Source organism: Paenarthrobacter sp. DKR-5 (assembly GCF_018531425.1).
In the GTDB taxonomy this organism is placed as follows: Bacteria; Actinomycetota; Actinomycetes; order Actinomycetales; family Micrococcaceae; genus DKR-5.
Genome location: NZ_JAHBOI010000009.1, coordinates 91,629 through 109,079 on the forward strand (window position 1 = coordinate 91,629; position 17,451 = coordinate 109,079).

18 protein-coding genes are annotated in these 17,451 nt (G+C 66.8%); 7 read left to right on the forward strand and 11 right to left on the reverse strand.

The window, feature by feature from the left end:
• Nucleotides 1-17: 17 nt before the first annotated feature.
• Nucleotides 18-1,094, reverse strand: coding sequence for a tellurite resistance/C4-dicarboxylate transporter family protein (locus KIH31_RS16965; protein WP_307857689.1), 1,077 nt, complete (start codon nucleotides 1,092-1,094; stop codon nucleotides 18-20).
• A 133-nt stretch (nucleotides 1,095-1,227) separates the two neighbouring features.
• Between KIH31_RS16965 and KIH31_RS16970 the strand changes: the two genes are divergently transcribed.
• The gene (locus KIH31_RS16970) at nucleotides 1,228-1,968 is read left to right on the forward strand and encodes a GAF and ANTAR domain-containing protein (RefSeq protein WP_214428320.1); all 741 of its coding nucleotides are present in this window, start codon (nucleotides 1,228-1,230) and stop codon (nucleotides 1,966-1,968) included.
• 6 nt (nucleotides 1,969-1,974) lie between these two features.
• Here KIH31_RS16970 and KIH31_RS16975 read toward each other — a convergent pair whose 3' ends face one another.
• The 8 genes from KIH31_RS16975 to KIH31_RS17010 form a co-directional block, all read right to left on the reverse strand.
• A complete protein-coding gene (locus tag KIH31_RS16975) occupies nucleotides 1,975-2,727 on the reverse strand; it encodes an SDR family NAD(P)-dependent oxidoreductase (protein WP_214428321.1) in 753 nt (250 codons plus the stop codon).
• A 39-nt stretch (nucleotides 2,728-2,766) separates the two neighbouring features.
• Nucleotides 2,767-3,627 carry a fumarylacetoacetate hydrolase family protein gene (locus KIH31_RS16980; protein ID WP_214428375.1) on the reverse strand — a complete coding sequence of 287 codons (861 nt, stop codon included), beginning with the start codon at nucleotides 3,625-3,627 and terminating at the stop codon, nucleotides 2,767-2,769.
• Nucleotides 3,628-3,679: 52 nt separating this feature from the next.
• On the reverse strand, nucleotides 3,680-4,885 hold the full coding sequence (locus tag KIH31_RS16985; protein ID WP_214428322.1) for a mandelate racemase/muconate lactonizing enzyme family protein: 1,206 nt from the start codon (nucleotides 4,883-4,885) through the stop codon (nucleotides 3,680-3,682).
• Between the two features lie 71 nt (nucleotides 4,886-4,956).
• The gene (locus tag KIH31_RS16990) at nucleotides 4,957-5,868 is read right to left on the reverse strand and encodes a dihydrodipicolinate synthase family protein (RefSeq protein WP_214428323.1); all 912 of its coding nucleotides are present in this window, start codon (nucleotides 5,866-5,868) and stop codon (nucleotides 4,957-4,959) included.
• 19 nt (nucleotides 5,869-5,887) lie between these two features.
• The gene (locus KIH31_RS16995) at nucleotides 5,888-6,769 is read right to left on the reverse strand and encodes a fumarylacetoacetate hydrolase family protein (RefSeq protein WP_214428324.1); all 882 of its coding nucleotides are present in this window, start codon (nucleotides 6,767-6,769) and stop codon (nucleotides 5,888-5,890) included.
• The gene (locus KIH31_RS17000) at nucleotides 6,766-8,076 is read right to left on the reverse strand and encodes an alpha-hydroxy acid oxidase (protein ID WP_214428325.1); all 1,311 of its coding nucleotides are present in this window, start codon (nucleotides 8,074-8,076) and stop codon (nucleotides 6,766-6,768) included. The genes KIH31_RS16995 and KIH31_RS17000 overlap by 4 nt, the downstream gene beginning before the upstream one ends.
• Nucleotides 8,073-9,047, reverse strand: a complete 975-nt coding sequence (locus KIH31_RS17005) for a C-terminal binding protein (RefSeq protein WP_307857690.1) — start codon at nucleotides 9,045-9,047, stop codon at nucleotides 8,073-8,075. Before KIH31_RS17005 ends, KIH31_RS17000 begins: the two co-directional genes overlap by 4 nt.
• A complete protein-coding gene (locus KIH31_RS17010; protein WP_214428326.1) occupies nucleotides 9,044-10,447 on the reverse strand; it encodes an MFS transporter in 1,404 nt (467 codons plus the stop codon). The genes KIH31_RS17005 and KIH31_RS17010 overlap by 4 nt, the downstream gene beginning before the upstream one ends.
• Before the next feature lie 163 nt (nucleotides 10,448-10,610).
• Between KIH31_RS17010 and KIH31_RS17015 the strand changes: the two genes are divergently transcribed.
• The 3 genes from KIH31_RS17015 to KIH31_RS17025 all read left to right on the forward strand — a co-directional run bounded on the left by KIH31_RS17015 (nucleotide 10,611) and on the right by KIH31_RS17025 (nucleotide 12,545).
• Nucleotides 10,611-11,369 carry an IclR family transcriptional regulator gene (locus tag KIH31_RS17015; protein ID WP_214428327.1) on the forward strand — a complete coding sequence of 253 codons (759 nt, stop codon included), beginning with the start codon at nucleotides 10,611-10,613 and terminating at the stop codon, nucleotides 11,367-11,369.
• 87 nt (nucleotides 11,370-11,456) lie between these two features.
• Nucleotides 11,457-11,870 (forward strand): CBS domain-containing protein, encoded by a 414-nt coding sequence (locus KIH31_RS17020; protein ID WP_214428328.1) that lies wholly within the window; start codon nucleotides 11,457-11,459, stop codon nucleotides 11,868-11,870.
• Nucleotides 11,871-11,927: 57 nt separating this feature from the next.
• On the forward strand, nucleotides 11,928-12,545 hold the full coding sequence (locus KIH31_RS17025) for a LysE/ArgO family amino acid transporter (protein ID WP_307857691.1): 618 nt from the start codon (nucleotides 11,928-11,930) through the stop codon (nucleotides 12,543-12,545).
• 6 nt (nucleotides 12,546-12,551) lie between these two features.
• Here KIH31_RS17025 and KIH31_RS17030 read toward each other — a convergent pair whose 3' ends face one another.
• Nucleotides 12,552-13,289, reverse strand: a complete 738-nt coding sequence (locus KIH31_RS17030; protein WP_214428329.1) for an acetoacetate decarboxylase — start codon at nucleotides 13,287-13,289, stop codon at nucleotides 12,552-12,554.
• A 146-nt stretch (nucleotides 13,290-13,435) separates the two neighbouring features.
• On the opposite strand from KIH31_RS17030, the gene KIH31_RS18345 reads away from it, so the two are divergent.
• Complete coding sequence (locus KIH31_RS18345; protein ID WP_214428330.1) at nucleotides 13,436-14,311, forward strand: LysR family transcriptional regulator; 876 nt, start codon at nucleotides 13,436-13,438, stop codon at nucleotides 14,309-14,311.
• Nucleotides 14,312-14,317: 6 nt separating this feature from the next.
• Here the strand turns inward: KIH31_RS18345 and KIH31_RS17040 are convergent, their stop codons facing one another.
• Entirely contained in the window at nucleotides 14,318-15,811 is a 1,494-nt protein-coding gene (locus KIH31_RS17040; protein WP_214428331.1) for a glyceraldehyde-3-phosphate dehydrogenase, read from the reverse strand.
• Nucleotides 15,812-16,107: 296 nt separating this feature from the next.
• Between KIH31_RS17040 and KIH31_RS17045 the strand changes: the two genes are divergently transcribed.
• A complete protein-coding gene (locus KIH31_RS17045; protein ID WP_214428332.1) occupies nucleotides 16,108-16,974 on the forward strand; it encodes an NAD(P)-dependent oxidoreductase in 867 nt (288 codons plus the stop codon).
• Between the two features lie 133 nt (nucleotides 16,975-17,107).
• A complete protein-coding gene (locus KIH31_RS17050; protein WP_214428333.1) occupies nucleotides 17,108-17,422 on the forward strand; it encodes a hypothetical protein in 315 nt (104 codons plus the stop codon).
• Nucleotides 17,423-17,451: the final 29 nt, after the last annotated feature.

A 17,451-nucleotide genomic window follows, 5' to 3' on the forward strand; every position in this document is an offset into this window, starting at 1 on the left:
AGGTTGCATGCAATGAGCTACGGGTGTGCCCGCTCGCGCCCGGGCCGCGGTAGGACGAGCGTCGTCCAGAGATGGAACAGCATCCCTCCCATGGTCACGGCAAAGGCACCGACGGCGACCCAGAGTTCGGTCCGCCCGATCAACTCAACCACCGGGAGGCGGTCCGCGCGGCCAAGGTATATGCCAGCCACTGCATACATGCCCAGCGGGAAGATAACCCCCCACAGTCCGGGCTCGTAGGAGAGCGGAACTTTCTTGACGAGGTGGCGCCAGCAGCCGGCCGCGATGAGGACAGGGAACAGCCAGGAGGCGAACGCCCAGAACACCACCGAGGCGCCGGCCACGAGCCCGCGCGTCACTGCCACCATGGGGGCATCCGCCATTTCAACGATGCGCGCACCCGCGAGGACGGTGATGGCCATCGCACCCATCGCCACAAAGTACGCCGGTCCGAGGTCCTCGGGCCTGATCCGGTACATCATGAGGCGGAGCGAGACGAAGATGCCGACGGCCGCATAGAGGATGATCCCCACGGACCACGCCACGACGGCGAGCAGGGCCAGGCCCGCCTTCCAACTGCCGGCGAGCGGCTCGAGCGTCGCGCAGGCCACGGCAACGGACTGGCTCGCGACGCACCAGATGAACCAGGTTCCGTTGGCGTCCTTGACCACGGGCCGCTCGTCCCGACCGAGGACGGCTGTCCAGGGGATGACGTAGCCGAGCACGAACCACGCCAGCCCGGCGACGGCAAGAAGGACCGCCGTCGCCCAGTGCGCCCCGGTCATCGCAAGCCGCACGCCCAGGACGTTGGTACCGGCCACAAAGGTGTAGAAGCCGAAGGCCCGGCCAGGGTGCATGAAGTCGGCTCTTAGAGGGCGCCGGAAAGCGGCGAGCCGCACGGCGTTGAGAGCGACGAGGACCCCGTAGGCGACGACGCACACCGCGAGCAAGATGGCGGAGAACGCGTGGAACCCCTCGAGCTCGAGGCCAACCGAGATGATGCCGCTCGCCATCACGAGTGCGAAATATCCGGGGGCGAGGGTTGCGACCGCCTCGGAGCTCCGGCTACCCAGCGTCCCGTGACCAGCATCCACAGCGCAAGTCTACGGGCACCCGCGGGAGCGTAGGGTTAGCTCACCCAGGCGTCGCAACTCAGGCGAGGCCGTCAACGCCGTGCAGGTCCCGGCGGCCGCAGCGCTGACGGCGAAAGCCCCGAAAGTGAGAGACATGCCCGATAACACGAGCCGCAGCGAAGCCCAGCTGCCGGGCGCTCTGCAGGACATGGTCCTGCAGAGCCAAGACATCGGCGAATTCCTCACCGGTTTGGCGAAACTTGCCGCCGGCAAGTTCTCCTCGCGCGGAACCGAAGTGCTTGCCGCAGTAACACTCCTTCGCCCGCTCACCAAGGCGACGGTGGCGAGCAGCAACGAGCAGGCGCAAAAGATGGACGAGGTGCAGTACCCGTTTGACGACGGTCCGTGCCTGCGCGCAGCCCGCGAGGAAACCACATACGTGGTGGCGGACTTCCGGACCGAGAAAAGGTTCGGCAGATACGCCGAGGCGATTGCCAGCCACGGCATCCTTTCCGCGCTCGGAATTCCTGTCCGGCTCGAGGGGGAAGCCCAGGCGGGGCTGGACCTGTACGCCCCGATCGCGGGCTATTTCACTGCCGAGGATGTTGCCGCCGCCGAGACCCTGGCGGACGAGGCCTCGAAGTCACTGCGCCTGGCCGTGCGCATCGCGAGGCTGGCCGACACCGGGGAACAACTCAGGGCAGCCATGAATTCCCGCACCGTGATCGACGTCGCGGCGGGGATCATCATGGGCCAGAACCGGTGCAGCCACGACACCGCCATGACGATACTCAAAGCCGCCTCGAGCGGACGGAACATCAAGCTGAACGCTGTCGCCGCCGCCGTCCTCCAGTCCATCGGACAGGAAGCGCCGTCCACCCATTTCCGCGGCTGACCCGTTTCACTGGACGGGGCGCAGCCGCAGCCCCTGCATCCCGCCGTCGACCGCCAGCGAGGTCCCCGTGGTGGAGCCGGCCGACGGGGACGCCAGATAGACGATGGCGGCTGCCACTTCGTCCGCGCTCACCAGCCGGCCGTGGGGCTGGCGCGCGTTCAGGGCGGCACGCTCCGCGGCGGGATCATCCGCTGCAGCGAGAAGCCGGGAGACCCACGGCGTGTCGGCCGTGCCGGGGTTCACGCAGTTCACCCGGATGCCCTCCCGCAGGTGGTCCGCCGCCATGCTCAGCGTGAGCGAAAGAACTGCGCCCTTGCTGGCCGAATAGAGTGCCCGCGCGGGCAGACCGGCGGTGGCGGCAATGGAGCAGGTGTTCACAATCGCGGCGGCGGGCGAACGCCGCAGGTGCGGCAGGGCCGCGCGGCTGACGCGCACCATACCCAGCACGTTGACGTCGAACACCCGGTGCCACTCTTCGTCGGTGTTGTCTTCGACAGTTCCTTGCGCTCCGATCCCGGCGTTGTTCACCACGATGTCCAGCCGGCCGAATCTGTCGACGACGGCCTGCACCGCGGCGGCGACCGAGGCATCGTCCGCCACGTCGCAACCCACCGCGAAATGCCCGTCGCCTGCCTCACCCGGGTTCAGGTCCAGGACGGCCACAGTTGCCCCTGCTGCCGCGAGTCTTGCCGCTGCCGCCGCCCCGATGCCGGAGGCCCCCCCGGTGACGATGGCCACCAGCGAGTCCATTTCACCCATCACATCTCCTTCCGTCGCTGCCGTGCCGTTGCGCCTGCTTCAGGCCTGGGCGAAGGTCTGGCGTTGCCGGCCCAGGCCCTCGATTTCAAGTTCGAGGACGTCCCCGGCCTTTAGGTACGGGAACTTGCCGGACAGTGCCACGCCCTGCGGTGTTCCGGTCAGCACCACATCCCCTGGCTCCAGGGCCATGTACTGGCTCAGATGGTGGATCAGGTAACGGACCGGGAAAATCATGTCCGCGGTGCTCGAATCCTGCCGGGCCTCCCCGTTGACCCAGCTGCGCAGCCGCAGGTTATCCGGATCCACCTCGTCCGCGGGCACCAGCCACGGACCCAGCGGGGCAAACCCGGGAGCGCACTTACCCTTGGACCACTGCCCGCCCGAGTCCTCGATCTGGAACGTGCGCTCGGACAAATCATTCGCCACCAGGTAGCCGGCGATGTGCGACGCCGCGTCCTCCACCGAGGACAAATAGCTCGCCCGCTTCCCGATCACCACGCCCAGCTCAACCTCCCAGTCCGTCTTGGTGCTGTTGCGCGGAATCGACACCTCGTCCTCCGGCCCGGCGACGGTGTTCGGCGTCTTGAAGAAGATGATCGGAACCTTCGGCGGCTCCGCCCCCGACTCGGCCGCATGGGCGGCGTAGTTCATCCCCACGCACACCACCGCCGACGGGCGCGCAACCGGGGAACCCACCCGTAGCCCGGCAGCATCCAATTCCCGCAGGCGCCCCTCCCCCAAAGCCCGGCGCACCTCATCGACACCCCCGGCCGCCAGGAAAGCACCGTCCACATCCGCCGTCAACGGCGTCAGATCGTACGTCTTCCCGCCGCCGGAACCATCCTCGGCAATAACCGCCGGACGCTCAGCACCCACAGGCCCAAGCCGAACAAACTTCAGTGCCTGACGTTTCAAATCCATGAATTTCCTGTCCTCCTGGAAGTGGTTTGCGCTACAGAGTGGTGACCCGGCGGGACGTGTCTGCCCGCGAGAGGAACCCAGGCGCCAATTCGATGCCGTGGCCCGGTGCCGACGTCGTGCTGATGGTTCCCTCCCTGAGCTCGGGTAAGCCGGTGGCGATGTCCTGATACCAGCCATGGTAGAAAGCTCGTGCAACTTCCTGGACTTCCACGTTCGGGGTGGCGGTCGCAAGATGAACTGCGGTAGCGAGCGCGATCGGCCCAGTGCAGTCATGCAGGGCCACCGGCAGCCCGTGGCTGTCAGCCAGGTGGGCCGCCCTCCTGCCTTGGGTGATGCCGCCGCACCAGCCGAGGTCAAGAATCGCTGTGTCGATGGCGCCTTGTTCCAGCAGGGCTCTGTAACCGAGGTTTCCGGCGCCGGTGCTCTCTCCGACTGCGATCGGGATGTCGGTTCGCGAGCGCAGCACGGCGAGCGCTTCCGGCTGGTCCGACCTGATCGGGTCTTCCGCCCAGGTGAGGTCGTAAGGTTCCACGGCGTGCAGCAGTCGGGTGGCTCCTGAAAGCGTCCATTGGCCGTGCAGCTCGAGGTAGATGTTGATTTCGTCCCCCACCTCGTTCCTGATGGCCTCAAGCACCGCCAGGCCGGCCCGGAGATCGGCGGAACGGCTGCCGCCGCTCTGCTCGGCTGCGAGGTCGAACGGCCAGATCTTCATACCCGGATAACCGGCCTCGACCAGCTCGCGGGCCAGCTTCGCGGGTTCATTGTGAAAAGCCCACAGGTCTTCGTAACCTCCTCCTGGTCCTGCCTCAGTGAGGCTGGTGCCCCAGTTGGACGAGGATTGGCGGGACTCGGCGTTGATGTACGAGTATCCGGCGCAGGTGTTGTAGACGGGGAGCCCGTTGTGGAAGCGGCCGCCGAGCAGCTCGTTCAGCGGAAGCGACGCGCGTTTGGCAAGCAGGTCCCAAAGCGCAATGTCGATGGCGGAGTTCCCACGGGCTTCGGCACCCGAGCCGGTGTAGCCGACGTACGGCTCCAGCGCGGCTGCCGCGGCCGAGGGCGTGTCGACGGTGGTTTCGGCCAGCACGGGAGCGGCGACGTCGTGGATGTACGCTTCCACACTGGATGCGCCGAAGAACGTCTCTCCGAGGCCTAGGTTGCCGTCCTGGTCGCGGATCGCGACGATGGTGACGTTCGGTTGCAGGCCGGTCCTGATGGTTTCGATCGATTTAAGGGCCATGAGTGCTCCTTCGCTGTTTCGGTTAGCGGTATTCAGGCCTCAGCGGCGCCGGGACGACGGCGTCGAGGGCCTCAGGCCCAGCGCAGGATGAGCGGGTCCCGGCTTTCCGCCAGTCTGATCAGCTGGCCGCGGGTGTGGGGCGGCAAATCGGGGAAGGGAGACCTCGTCCTGTCGCTCGCGATGATGCCGCCTTCCTGCAGGAGCGCTTTCGTCGCGCGCAGGCCGCACTGCCGGTTCTCGAAGTGGATGAGCGGCAGCACCGCCTCCCAGTCCTTCGCCGCCTCGTCGCGTTCGCCCTTGTGGAAGCGACGCACAATCGGGCCGAGCTTGTCGGGAACCATCGCGCTGCTCATCGTTCCGCTGGCACCGGCTTCCAGGTCGGGGATCAGCGTGATGCCTTCCTCGCCGTCGAAGGGTCCAGGAAGGTCATCCCCGGCAGCGGCGATCAGCGCACGCAGCTTGTCCGCGGTCTGCGGCATCTCGATTTTGACGTACTTGACCTGGGGTATTTCGCGCGCCAAGCGTGCCAGCAGCGCCGCTGAAAGCCGGGTCGGGCTCACCGGGGCGTCCTGGATCATGACGTCGACGTGCAGCCCGTCCGTCAGCCGCTTGAAGTACTCGAGGATCGACTCTTCATCGGCGGTGATGCCGGCGCCGTAGAACGGCGGCATGAGCATCACCAGGGAGGCCCCGAGCTCTTGAGCGCGCAACGCCCGGGCCCTGGCGACCCTCACGCTGTAATGGCTCGTGGCAACGCACACCGGAAGGCGTCCGCCCAGGTGCTGCAGCGCGCTGACGGTGATCAGGTCCCGTTCGGCGTCGTCGAGGGAGAACTGCTCCGAATAGTTCGCCAGGATGCACACCCCGTCGGAGCCTGCGTCGACGAGGTAGTCCAGGACGCGCAGCTGCCCGGGCAGGTCCAGAGTTTCGTCCTCGGCGAAGATGGTTGGGGCCACAGGGATGACCCCGCTCAGCACGGACATTCATGCTCCTTTCGGGGTCTCAGACCCGGGTAACAGCGTTGGACAGCACACCGATGCCCTCAATGGTGATGGTCACGATGTCCCCCTCGGACAGGATGAAGTCCAGGCCCGGGACGACGGACGTGCCCGTCGACAGCACTGCACCTTCCGGGTAGGTCTCCGCCCGGACCAGATATGCGGAAAGTTCCGCGAACGTCCGTTTGAGTTTGGCCGTCGACGTGTCCCCCTTCCATGCCACTTCACCGCGCCGGGCGATTTCCATCGTGATTCCTGCGTCTTGCGGGTCGGGCATGTGGGAGGCGAGACGGATCCAGGGGCCGATCGAGCAGCTGTGCCGGTACACCTTGGCCTGAGGCAGGTAGAGCGGGTTCTCGCCTTCGATGGACCGGGAACTCATGTCGTTGCAGATGGTGTAGCCGACAATGTCGCCTTCACAGTTCAGGACGAGAGCCAGTTCCGGTTCCGGGACGTTCAGTTCGGAATCGGTTCTGATGCCCGCCGGTCCCCCCGGTCCGGACACCCGCCAGCCGATCGCCTTGAAGAACAGCTCCGGCCGCTCGGCGTCGTACACCCGGTCGTAGATGTCCGCCTCGCTGCTCTCCTCCATCCGGGCTTCCTTGGAGATCTGGTACGTTACGCCAGCTGCCCAGACCTCCGTACGGTCGTCGACCGGAGCGAGGAGCTCCACCGGAGCCTCGGAGGCAAGGGGCGCTGCGTCAAGGGTCCGCAGGGCGTCGGCAATCCCGAGGGCGAGCAAGGATCCGAGTCCGGTTTCCGCGCCCAGCTCGCGCAATCCGTCCCGGCTTTGGTGGAACCAGCGGACTTCCCCGGAAGCTGTCCGGGCTTTGAGCAGCGTTCCGAGTGGCGCATCGTTCGGGTCAAAAAGGTGATTCTTGGTCATTGGATCGAGCTGCTTTCGAGGCTGGAAGCGTGGATGTTCACGTGGCGTGCGGCGATCTTCGACGTCGCGTCGAGCCCGAGAAGCTGGAGGCCCCGCCGGTATTCCGAACGCAGGATCTCGACTGCCCGTTCGACGCCGGCCTCACCGCCGGCCATCAGCCCGTACAGGTAGGCCCGGCCGATCATCACGGCGTCGGCTCCGTTGGCAACCGCGGCGATGATGTCCTGTCCATGCCTGATTCCGCTGTCCAGGAGCACGGTGGCGTCAGGACCCGCCGCCTCCCGGACCGCCGGCAGGATGTCGAGGGTTGCCGGAGTCCGGTCGAGCTGGCGTCCGCCGTGGTTGGAAACCACGACGCCGTCGGCCCCGAGCTCCATCACCCGGCGCGCGTCCTCGGGGTTTTGGATCCCCTTTACCAGGAGGTTGTGCGGCCACTTCTTCCGCAGCCATGCCAGGTCTTCGTACTCCAGGCCTGGATCGAACAGGAGGGCCGCGACGTCCGCGGAGGTTCCCGGGAAATCACGCACGGAGGCGAAATCAATGGGCGCGGTGGTGAGTTTGTTGATCCACCAGTAGGGGAAGCGGGACATGTCCAGGAAGGTCTTCACGGTCAGGGACGGCGGAATGGTCAGCCCGTTGCGGACGTCCTTAAGCCGACGGCCGCCCACTGCGGTGTCGATGGTCAGCACTACCGTCGTGCATCCCGCGGCCAGCGCGCGGTCCACCAGTTCGTTGTTCAACCGGTGATTGTTGGTGAGGTACAGCTGGAACCAGTTCTTCCCCTCCGGCGCGGCCTCCCGTACGCCCTCGATGGCGGTGGTTCCCACCGTGGAGAGGGTGTACGGCAGGTTGTTGCGCTGGGCGACGCGGGCGACCGCCGCTTCGCCCTCGTGGTGCATCATGCGGGTGTATCCGGTGGGCGCGAAGACAAGCGGGAAGTCGATGCGTTCGCCGAGCAGCTCGGTGGACAGATTCGGATCGACCACGGAGTTGAGGTTCTCCGGAATGAAGACCGCGTCCCGGAACGCCTGCAGGTTCCGGGACGCCGTGACCTCGGCATCCGCCGCGCCGTCCACGTAGTCGAAGACAGCGCGCGGAGTGGTGCGGCGTCCGATGCGCCGCAGGTCCTCGATGGTGAGGGCGTTGTCCAAGCGTCGTTTGACCGGGTCCAGGACGGGGGCCCGGAACTGCAGCAGCTCACGCACTTCCGAGAGGCGGGGGAGCTGCCGGCGCACCGGCGCCCGGCCGTCCGGGACGGGGCGCACCTCGGCCCCGGCTGCTTCTTCCGTCGTTTCGGTAGTGGTCATTTGAGTACCTCCGGGTTCACGATGTTGCGGGGCGCCCGCCCGGCGATGACATCCATCACGTTTTCCGCTGTCCGGCGCTTGAGCTCTTCCTGGGACTCCTCGCTGTACCAAGCGGCGTGGGGCGTCAGGACGACGTTCTGGAGTCCGAGCAGGCTGCTGGTGGACGGAAGCGGTTCTTCCTCGAACACGTCGAGCCCGGCCCCGCGGAGGCTCCCCGACTGGAGCGCTTCCACTAAGGCTTCGGTGTCCACAACCCCGCCTCGGCAGGTGTTGACCAGCAAGGCTCCCGGCTTCATGCGCGCCAGCACCTCCGCATTGACGAGATGGTGTGTGTGCCGGTTGAGGGGCACATGCAGGGAGAGCACGTCGGCGCGGCTGATGAGCTCCTCGAACGTCACCACCGTTGTGCCGTCCGGGCTGACGGTCCCGGGCGTCTGCAGCGGATCGAACCCGATGGTGCTGTAACCGACTCCCCGCGCCTTGCGGGCGGTGGCGGCTCCGATCAGGCCCAGCCCGACGACGCCGAAGACCCGTCCGGAAAGACGGTGCAGCGGCTGGGCCGGGGCCAGGGAGTAATCCCCCCGGCGCATCGCCCGGTCGAGGGCGGCAACCCCGCGGGCCAGGGTGAGCGCCAGAGCTATGGCGTGGTCGCTGACGTCCTCCGTGCCGTAGTCAGGAACGTTGCAGACCGCCACGCCGGAGTCGGTGGCGGCCTCCACATCCACAGTGTCCACGCCGACGCCGTAACGCCCGACAGCCTTCAGCTCAGGCAGAGCCTCGAAGACCTTGCGCGTGACGGGGGCGTACTGGACCAGGATTCCCTGGGCTCCGGCCGCCGCGCGGATGACGTCCTCCTCCGTCCGGCAGTCGGCCCGGACCAGTTCCATGCTCCTCGACTCGGCGACGGCCTCCTCCTCGGCGAGGGAGTCCTGGTCCCAGTCGGTGACGACGATGCGGGGCGAAGTGCTCACAGAGCGCCTTCCGCCGCCGGTTCCGCCGCCCCAGCCCGCTCCTGCTCCACATAGCCGTACACCTCGGGAAGGATGTAGGTCGCCGCGAGGTAACCGGTCAGGGACAGCAACGCAACCAGGGCGGTGGCCAGGGGCACGCCGAGCGCGGTGAACATAATCGGGAAGAAGAAGATCGCGACGAATGAGGCGAGCTTGACGAAGATGTAACCGAATCCGGACGCTGTCGCGCGGTAGCGCGAGGGGGCGACCATGGAGGCGATCGTCATCCCGTTGGAGGCGTCCCAATAGTGGCCGAACATCAGGCCGGCCGCTGCCAGCGGGACCAAGGGCTTCCAGTTCACCTGCAGGAAGATGGCCGCCAGGATCAGGGAGACGAAGGCCAGGCCGTAGCCCACGCGCGCCACGCCCTTGTGTCCGATCTTCGGGGTGGCCAGCGGCGCCGTGAAACCGCCGATCGTCGCGATCACGTAGATCCCGGCGGTGAGGAAGTTGGTTGCCGTGATGCCGGATACTCCGGTGAGGATGAGGATGGTCGGCAGGTAGAACCCGAACGCGGCGAACTCCGCGCCCTGCATGGCGTTGGAGATCCAGGCGAAAATGGTCGCCCGGCGGCGCGTGCGGTCGGCCCAGATGCTGGCGAGGAAGTCGCGGGTGCGGGGACGGTCGATCGCGTAGTCCTGGTCGGGCAGCATGTCGAGGTCGTCGTTGAACATCTCACGCGAGACCTTCTTGGCCTGTGCGAACTTGCCGCGCTGGATCAGGGCGAGAGCGGTATCGGGAACGTCCAGGCGCATGACCAGCAGGGCGAGTGCGGGGACGGCGCCCAGTGCCAGTCCGAGCCTCCACAGCAGGGCGTGGTCCATACCCGTCATGTACAGGATGGTGATCACGATGATGGCGACGATCTCCCCGATGCCGAACATCATTTGCCACCGGTTGCCCATCACCTCGCGCTTGCCCTTGGGCATGCTCTCCATGATGTAGGCATAACCGGTCGAAATGTCGCTGCCCAACGGGAACCCGAGCAGGAACCGGATGATGACCAGCTGCCACATATCGGTTGCGAAGCCCTGCGCAGCGGCCAGCACAATGAACAGGATCATCGTGGCGAGGAAGACCTTCCGCCTGCCGAGGCGGTCCGCGATCCAGCCGCCGAAGAAGGCGCCAAGGAGAGCACCCGCCTGCACCGCGCCCGATGCCAGGCCGAGCATTGCGGGACTGGGGTGGAGGTCCTTGCTCACAAAAATCAGCAGAAATGAAATGGAGTAGAGGTCCCAGGCTTCAATCAGGATGGTGGAGATCATCAGCCACCCTGCACGGCGCCCGTCGCCGGTCCCCTCCTGGTTCAGCACGTGCTCGGCGGCACGGTCGCTGAGCGTCAACAGTTCTTTCTGGTCCATAACGGCTCCTTTGCCGGCTACCCGCGTTCCGCTTGACGGAATGGTGTTCGGGGTGATGGAATCATATAGGAAGTAGGTTAGGCACCCTGCATAGGCGTGTCAATATCGCAGATCCTCCATGCCGGGCGGGAGTCGTGGGGCAGAACAAGGAAGTGGGCCAGTAATGCCGGCAGGATCCGGATCCGGGGAGGGAGCTGCGCCCAGGAAGCTGCTCAAGCTGCTGGAAGCGCTGGGCAGCGCCGGGGGCCGCATTCAGTTGTCGGCTCTGGCGGCCGACGCCGGGATGGCGAAGTCCACCGCCCATCGCCTGCTCGCCGTGCTGGTGTCCGAGGGATGGGCCGCAGTCCACGAAGGCGGTTCCTACGAGCTCGGCCCGCGGGCACGGGCGGTCGCGGCTGCGGCCATGCGCGACCCGGTGAACGCCAGCGTGGACGGAATTCTGCAGAGCCTCTCCGACGAGGTTTCACAGACTGTCCACCTCGGCCTGGCGGCCGGCGACCGTTTCATTTACACCCACAAGGTCGAGGGGCCGCAGGGCTTTGGCATCGCCTCGCACGTGGGAATGAAGCAACTGCTGCACAGCACAGCCATCGGCAAGTGCATCCTCGCGGGCATGGACGACGCGGAGGTGGCAGAACTCGTGCAACGCACCGGCCTTGCTGCCCGGACGCCCCGAACCCATGTCACGCTCGATGCCCTGCTGTCTGACCTCGCCGGCATCAGGGCACGGGGCTTCTCGCTCGACGAAGAAGAAAACGAAACCAATATCCGCTGCCTCGCCGTACCCGTCCAGGTCCGCGGCAAAACCATCGGCGCCATCAGCATCTCGACGGTCACACTGCTTACCGACCTCGACGCCGTCGTCGGCTTCGTTCCCGCGGCGCGCGCTGCGGCCTCACACATTCAGGACTGCTTGGCCTGATGGACGGCCGCCCCACCCGGGTCTAGTCTGGCAGTACTCCAGACCGGCCAGGTCCGGACCCGGTTTCCGAGGGAGGAGTGAGGGAAAATGCCTTTGGCACGCGACATCATGACCCCCGGGGCGGCCTGCGCCGCCGAGCAGGACACGCTGGAGGCAGCGGCCCGGAAGATGGCTGACCTCAACGTCGGATCGCTGCCGATCCTGGACCCGGAGCAGCATCTCGTGGGGGTCGTCACGGACCGGGACATCGTCGTCAAATGTGTTGCACAGGGACGCGACCCGTCCGGTATGACGGCCGGTGAACTGGTGGAGGGACTGCCGGTCACCGTCAATGCGGACGACTCGATCGAGCACGCCATCTCGGTAATGCAGCGCCACCGGGTCCGCCGGCTGCCGGTGCTCCGCGGCGAGACACTTGTCGGGATCCTCAGCCAGGCTGACATCGCCCGCTATTACCCGGACTACCGCGTCGGGGACCTGATCGCCGCCATCTCGAGCTAGGAGCAGTGAAGGAAATCCGGCTGGGATTCATCGGTCCGGATCGCTAATGTCGGGCGGGTGACCCTCCCGGAATCCCTTCTCGCCGTAGCAGCCGGACTGGGCGCCGGCCTCTCCCTCATTGTGGCCATCGGAGCCCAGAACGCGTTCGTGCTGCGCCAGGGCCTGCGCCGCGAACACATCCTCCCGATCGTGTTGATCTGCATCGCCAGTGACGTGGTGCTGATCGCTGCCGGGGTTGCAGGGATTGGCGCCCTGACCCGCACAGCCCCCTGGGTGCTGCAAGTGGTCCGCTGGGCAGGTGCAGCGTTCCTCCTCGCCTACGCGGTCATCGCCGCGCGGCGGGCATTGCGACCGGGAGCACTCCAGACGGCGGGCTCCGGCGCGGCCGGCAGCCTGGCCGCCGCCGTCGGAACCTGCCTGGCCATCACCTGGCTGAACCCGCATGTGTACCTGGATACTGTGCTGCTGCTCGGCTCACTGGCTGCCCCGCACGGTCCCGACGGACGGTGGCTGTTCGCCCTCGGGGCCGCGCTCGGCAGCACCCTCTGGTTCAGCCTGCTCGGTTTCGGCGCGCGGTTCCTTGCGCCGGTCTTTGCCCGGCCGCGTTCCTGGCGCATCCTCGATGGCGGCATAGCGGTGCTGATGGCCGTTCTGGCCGCCGGTCTGATGGTCTGACCCGTCTCAGCCGGCCAGGTAGTCGTGCACCAATTCGGCGGGCGGCAGGCTCAGGTCGGTCAGGATGTGGCTTGACGAGACGATCTCGCGCACCGGCAGGTCGGACAGCGGCGCCAAAGCATGCGCGTGCAGTTCGAGCCGGGCGGGGCCGGTCCAGGCGCCGCGGATGGTCAGGTCCTGAATCTCGGTCCTGACGAGTTCCGCGATGCGGGGCTTGCCGTCGTAACCGGGCATCAGCTTGAGCATCAGCGTCGGAATGGCGATTTCGGCGCGCGCTTCCTCCGGATCCATCACGGCGTGCTTGAAGCCCATCGTCGCCGTGGCGACCCGCAGGCTGCCGTAGTCCAGGGTCCCGACGAGTGTGTCGGAATCGACGAACAGCCGCGGCCGGCCCAGCTTCTTCGGGTAGGCGCTGGCTTCCCGGCCGCCGGAGATTGCCGGCCCGTTGTCCAGGAACATGCTGTGGACATAATCCACGTCCTGGCCCTGGTACTTCACCCGCAGGACCTGCCCCGATTCGGTGTAATCACCCAGGCCCGAGCTGTCGGGCATCCGGATCACCTCAAATCGCACCAGCGGGTCCGCGACCTCCAACGGTTCGGGGACGACAGCCCGCAATGCCTCCGGGTCCGTGCGGTAGGTGATGTTCAGGTACTCCCTGCCCACGAACCGGTACGGACCCCGGGGATAGGCCCCACCTCCGAGAGGGGTTGCAATGGACTGGAGCACTTCATGGATTTGCACAGCGATGCTGTCTTCCCGGCGCGCGTCGTCTGGCAGCCGTGCGGCCCGCGCACCGAGGTGCCGTGCGGCTCAAATACCCGCTCGACGCTAGGCGCGGCCGGCCCCGAAGTGAAATACCCGTTCCGCCGGATTCATACAATGGATGCATGGATGTCGGGCTGCGGGACTTGGAACTGTTCATGGCCTTGGCCGAAGAAACCCACTTCACCCGCGCGGCGGCGCTCAAGGGCACCAGCCAGCCAACGCTCAGTCGCGCCGTCGGCCGGCTGGAGCGCGCCCTCGATGCCCGGCTCGTGGTGAGAACGACGCGCAGCGTGGCACTCACTCCCGCAGGCGAGCGGCTCCGCTCCGAACTCGCGGCCGTTCTGCCGCAGCTGGACGCGGCCATCCGCGCGGTGAAGGAGTCCGATGTTCTGCGGCTGGGCTTCACCTGGCTGCTGCCCAGCTCACTGACCAAGGACCTGATCGGCCGGCTCGAGAAGGCCACCGGCTCACAGGTGCAGCTCGTTCGCTGCGACGACCGCTGGGGCGGAGTGGCCGACGGGCGCACGGACGCGGCGATCGTGTATGCCGGAACGGGCACGGCGCCGTCGGTCCACACCGTGGAACTCACCACCGAGCCGCGCATTGTGGCTGTCGCGCGCGACCACCCGCTCGCGCGGAGGCGGAGGCTGCACTGGTCCGAGCTCTCCGACTATCCGCTGGTGGTCAATGCGGTCAGCGGCACGGTGGGCACCGACATCTGGCCCGGGGGCCGGCAGCCGGCCGTCGTTCTGAGCAGCCGCAACTACGACGAAGCAATCGAAACGGTCGCGGCCGGCAGAGGTATCGGTGTGCTTCCCGCTTCCGGCCGGCAGCATCCCCACCCGGGTGTGCGCTACATCGCCGTTCCCGACGCCCCCGAGATCTCCCTCGAACTGGTCCTGCCCACCCATGCCCCGCACCCCTTGGCGGAGATACTGGAACGGCTGGCCCGCGAGGCACGCCCCGGTACGCAGGGCCAGAGAGGGAAAAACTCTTAGCCGGAGTCAGAGTGCGGCGGCGAAGTCCTCGTGCTCGGCGTTGGCAACGTCCTTGCCGACGCCGGGAAAGGCCGGGGCGTGCACGCCAGCCATCTCCTCAAGGACCCGGATCACCTGGCAGCTGTAGCCGAACTCGTTGTCGTACCAGACGTAGAGCACCGCGTGGCGGCCGTTGGCGATCGTCGCCAGGCCATCCACGATGCCCGCCCGGCGGGAACCGACGAAGTCGGTGGAGACCACTTCCGGCGAGTCGATGTAGTCGATCTGCTTGTGCAGGTCCGAGTTCAGCGACATGCCGCGCAGGTAGGCGTTGATCTCGTCCTTGGTCGCCTCGGTCTGAAGCGTCAGGTTCAGGATCGCCATGGACACATCCGGGGTGGGCACGCGGATCGAGTTGCCGGTGAGCTTGCCGGCGAGCTCGGGCAGGGCCTTGGCAACGGCCTTCGCGGCGCCGGTTTCGGTCAGCACCATGTTCAGCGCGGCCGAACGGCCCCGGCGGTCGCCCTTGTGGAAGTTGTCCGTCAGGTTCTGGTCATTGGTGAAGGAGTGCACAGTCTCCACATGCCCGTGCTCGACGCCGAAACGGTCATTGACTGCCTTGAGGACGGGGGTGATGGCGTTGGTCGTACACGAGGCGGCAGTGACGATGGTGTCGCTGTCCTCGATCGTGGCGTGGTTGATGCCGTGCACGATGTTCTTCAAGCTGCCTTTGCCGGGTGCTGTGAGCAGGACGCGGGAGACCCCGCGGCTGCGCAGATGCTGGGACAAGCCCTCCTCATCGCGCCAACGGCCGGTGTTGTCCACCACGACCGCGTCCTCGATGCCGTAGGCGGTGTAGTCCACGGACGCCGGATCCGAGGAGTAGATCACCTGGATGAGCGTGCCGTTGGCCAGGATGGTGTTGTTCTCGGTGTCAACGGTGATGGTGCCCTCGAACGGGCCGTGCACCGAGTCGCGGCGCAATAGGCTGGCGCGCTTCATCAGGTCGTTCTCCGAGCCTCTGCGGACCACAATGGCGCGCAGCCGCAGCCCGTGGCCGCCGCCGGAGTGCTCGATCAGGATCCGGGCCAGCAGGCGTCCGATGCGGCCGAAGCCGTACAGCACGACGTCGGTGCTGGTCCGCCCGTCGGCCCCCTGGCGGTCCACGATGTCGGCAAGCTCGTCACGCAGGAACTGCTCCAGGCTCCGGCCCGCGGCCTCGCTGCGGAAGGCTACCGTGAGCCGCGCGACGTCCACCGATGCCGCGCCCAGCCGAAGCCCGTCGAGGGCGCTCAGGACGGGGAAGGTTTCCTCGATGGGAAGTTCGACGTCGTCGATCTGGCGGGCGAAGCGGTGCGCCTTGAGCAGTCCCATCACGGACTGGTTGATCAGGCTGCGGCCGTACACGCTGGTCACGACATTGTTCTCGCGGTACAGGCGGCCGATCAGCGGAATCATCGCTTCGGCAAGCGCCTCCCGACCGCTCCAGCCCTGCAGGTGTTGGTCAGCGAGGTGGTTCAACAGTGTTGCCTTCCGGGTCCACCCGAGACGGCTTGCACTTTCCTGCCGGGCCGCTGCACTGCGGAGACTAAAGAAAAGTCGGAGCAAGCATCGTCACGGGCTCCTACGTTTGTCACTACTCATTAGACGCGAACCGCGCAACGGAAGTCCACGTGGCGGAAGTGAGATCCATCTCATTGCCTCTTGACCGGACGGGGGGTGAAGATGATGTGATACTAAGTAGGCTTGGTATCTTGGTCAAGCAGCCGGCTCGGATATCAAGTCTGCTCGACGCACCGATCGAAAGGCACCACCTCATGGCACTTGCGGTAACAGTCCTCGGAACAGGCATCATGGGCCGGGGCATGGCCTCCCATCTGCTCAGCGAAGGTTTCGACGTCACGGTCTGGAACCGGACCCCGGAGAAAGCACAGCCGCTCGCCAACGAGGGGGCCCACGTTGCCACCGACGTCGCCTCTGCCGTGGCCGGCGCCAAAGTCGTCATCACCATCCTGATCGACGCCGACGCGGTGCTGGAAGTCGCCCGCGAGCTTCCCGGGGCGCTGGCCGAGGGTGCGGTCTGGCTGCAGGCCTCCACGATCGGCGCCGAGGGAACGGCCGCCGTCGCCCGCTTCGCCGAGCAGAACAACCTTCCCCTCGTGGATTCTCCGGTGCTGGGGACCAAGCAGCCGGCCGAATCGGGCCAGCTCACGGCCCTCGTCGCCGGGCCCTCCGAGCTCATCAAGGCCGCGCGTCCGGTCCTGGAGGCTATCAGCGCCAAGGTCGTCGAGACCGGCAGCCGGATCGGTGACGGCACCGCCCTCAAGCTCGCCTGCAATGCCTGGCTCGCGACCATCACCGCTGGCATCGCCCAGTCGCTGGCGCTGGCTGCCGCACAGGGCCTCGACCCGCAGCTCTTCCTCGACGCGATCAAGGGCAGCGCGGTGGATACGCCCTATGCGCAGCTCAAGGGCGGTGCCATGACGGCGGAGACGTACCCGACGGCGTTCGCCCTCGACGGGCTCGCCAAGGACCTGGGCCTGATCACCGACGCCGCCCGGGCTCACGGGGTGGATACGGGCATCCTGGAGGCGGTCAGCGGCAGGTTCGGCACGGCCAGCGCCGCGGGCCATGGCAGCGAGGACATCGCGGCCGTCTACGAGAGCTTCAAGCACCGTCCCTGACCCCCGGTTGCAGCCGACCCCTTGCCACCCCCGGGCGCGGAGACAAGAATGGTGCGAAGCGCAGGTCGAGACATGGCCGGCTTTCGCAGTACAAAGCCGACCGTCCCGTGGCGGCCGGCGGGCAAGGACGATCATGCTCAACGTCCCTCATCTCCGCAGCCATAGCGACGCCGCCCACGTCAGGGATTTCCTCACCACGTGCACGGCGTCCACCGACGACGAACTGATCCAGCCGTCGCTCGACTCCATGACGGGCGTCTACCTGACCTGGTGCGAGCTGCGCGGCGAAACACCGCTCAGCGACCGCCGGCTTACCCGGGCGCTGAGAAGGCTCGGCGTGAAACCGACACCGTGGCGGCCGATCCGGCGGCGGCATGCGCGCCGCTATCGGGGGGTCAGGCTCACCGGACCCCTTGTGACGCAGTACATCCTGGGATCCCTCTACTGATCGACGGACGCAGGTCCGTGCACGTTGGT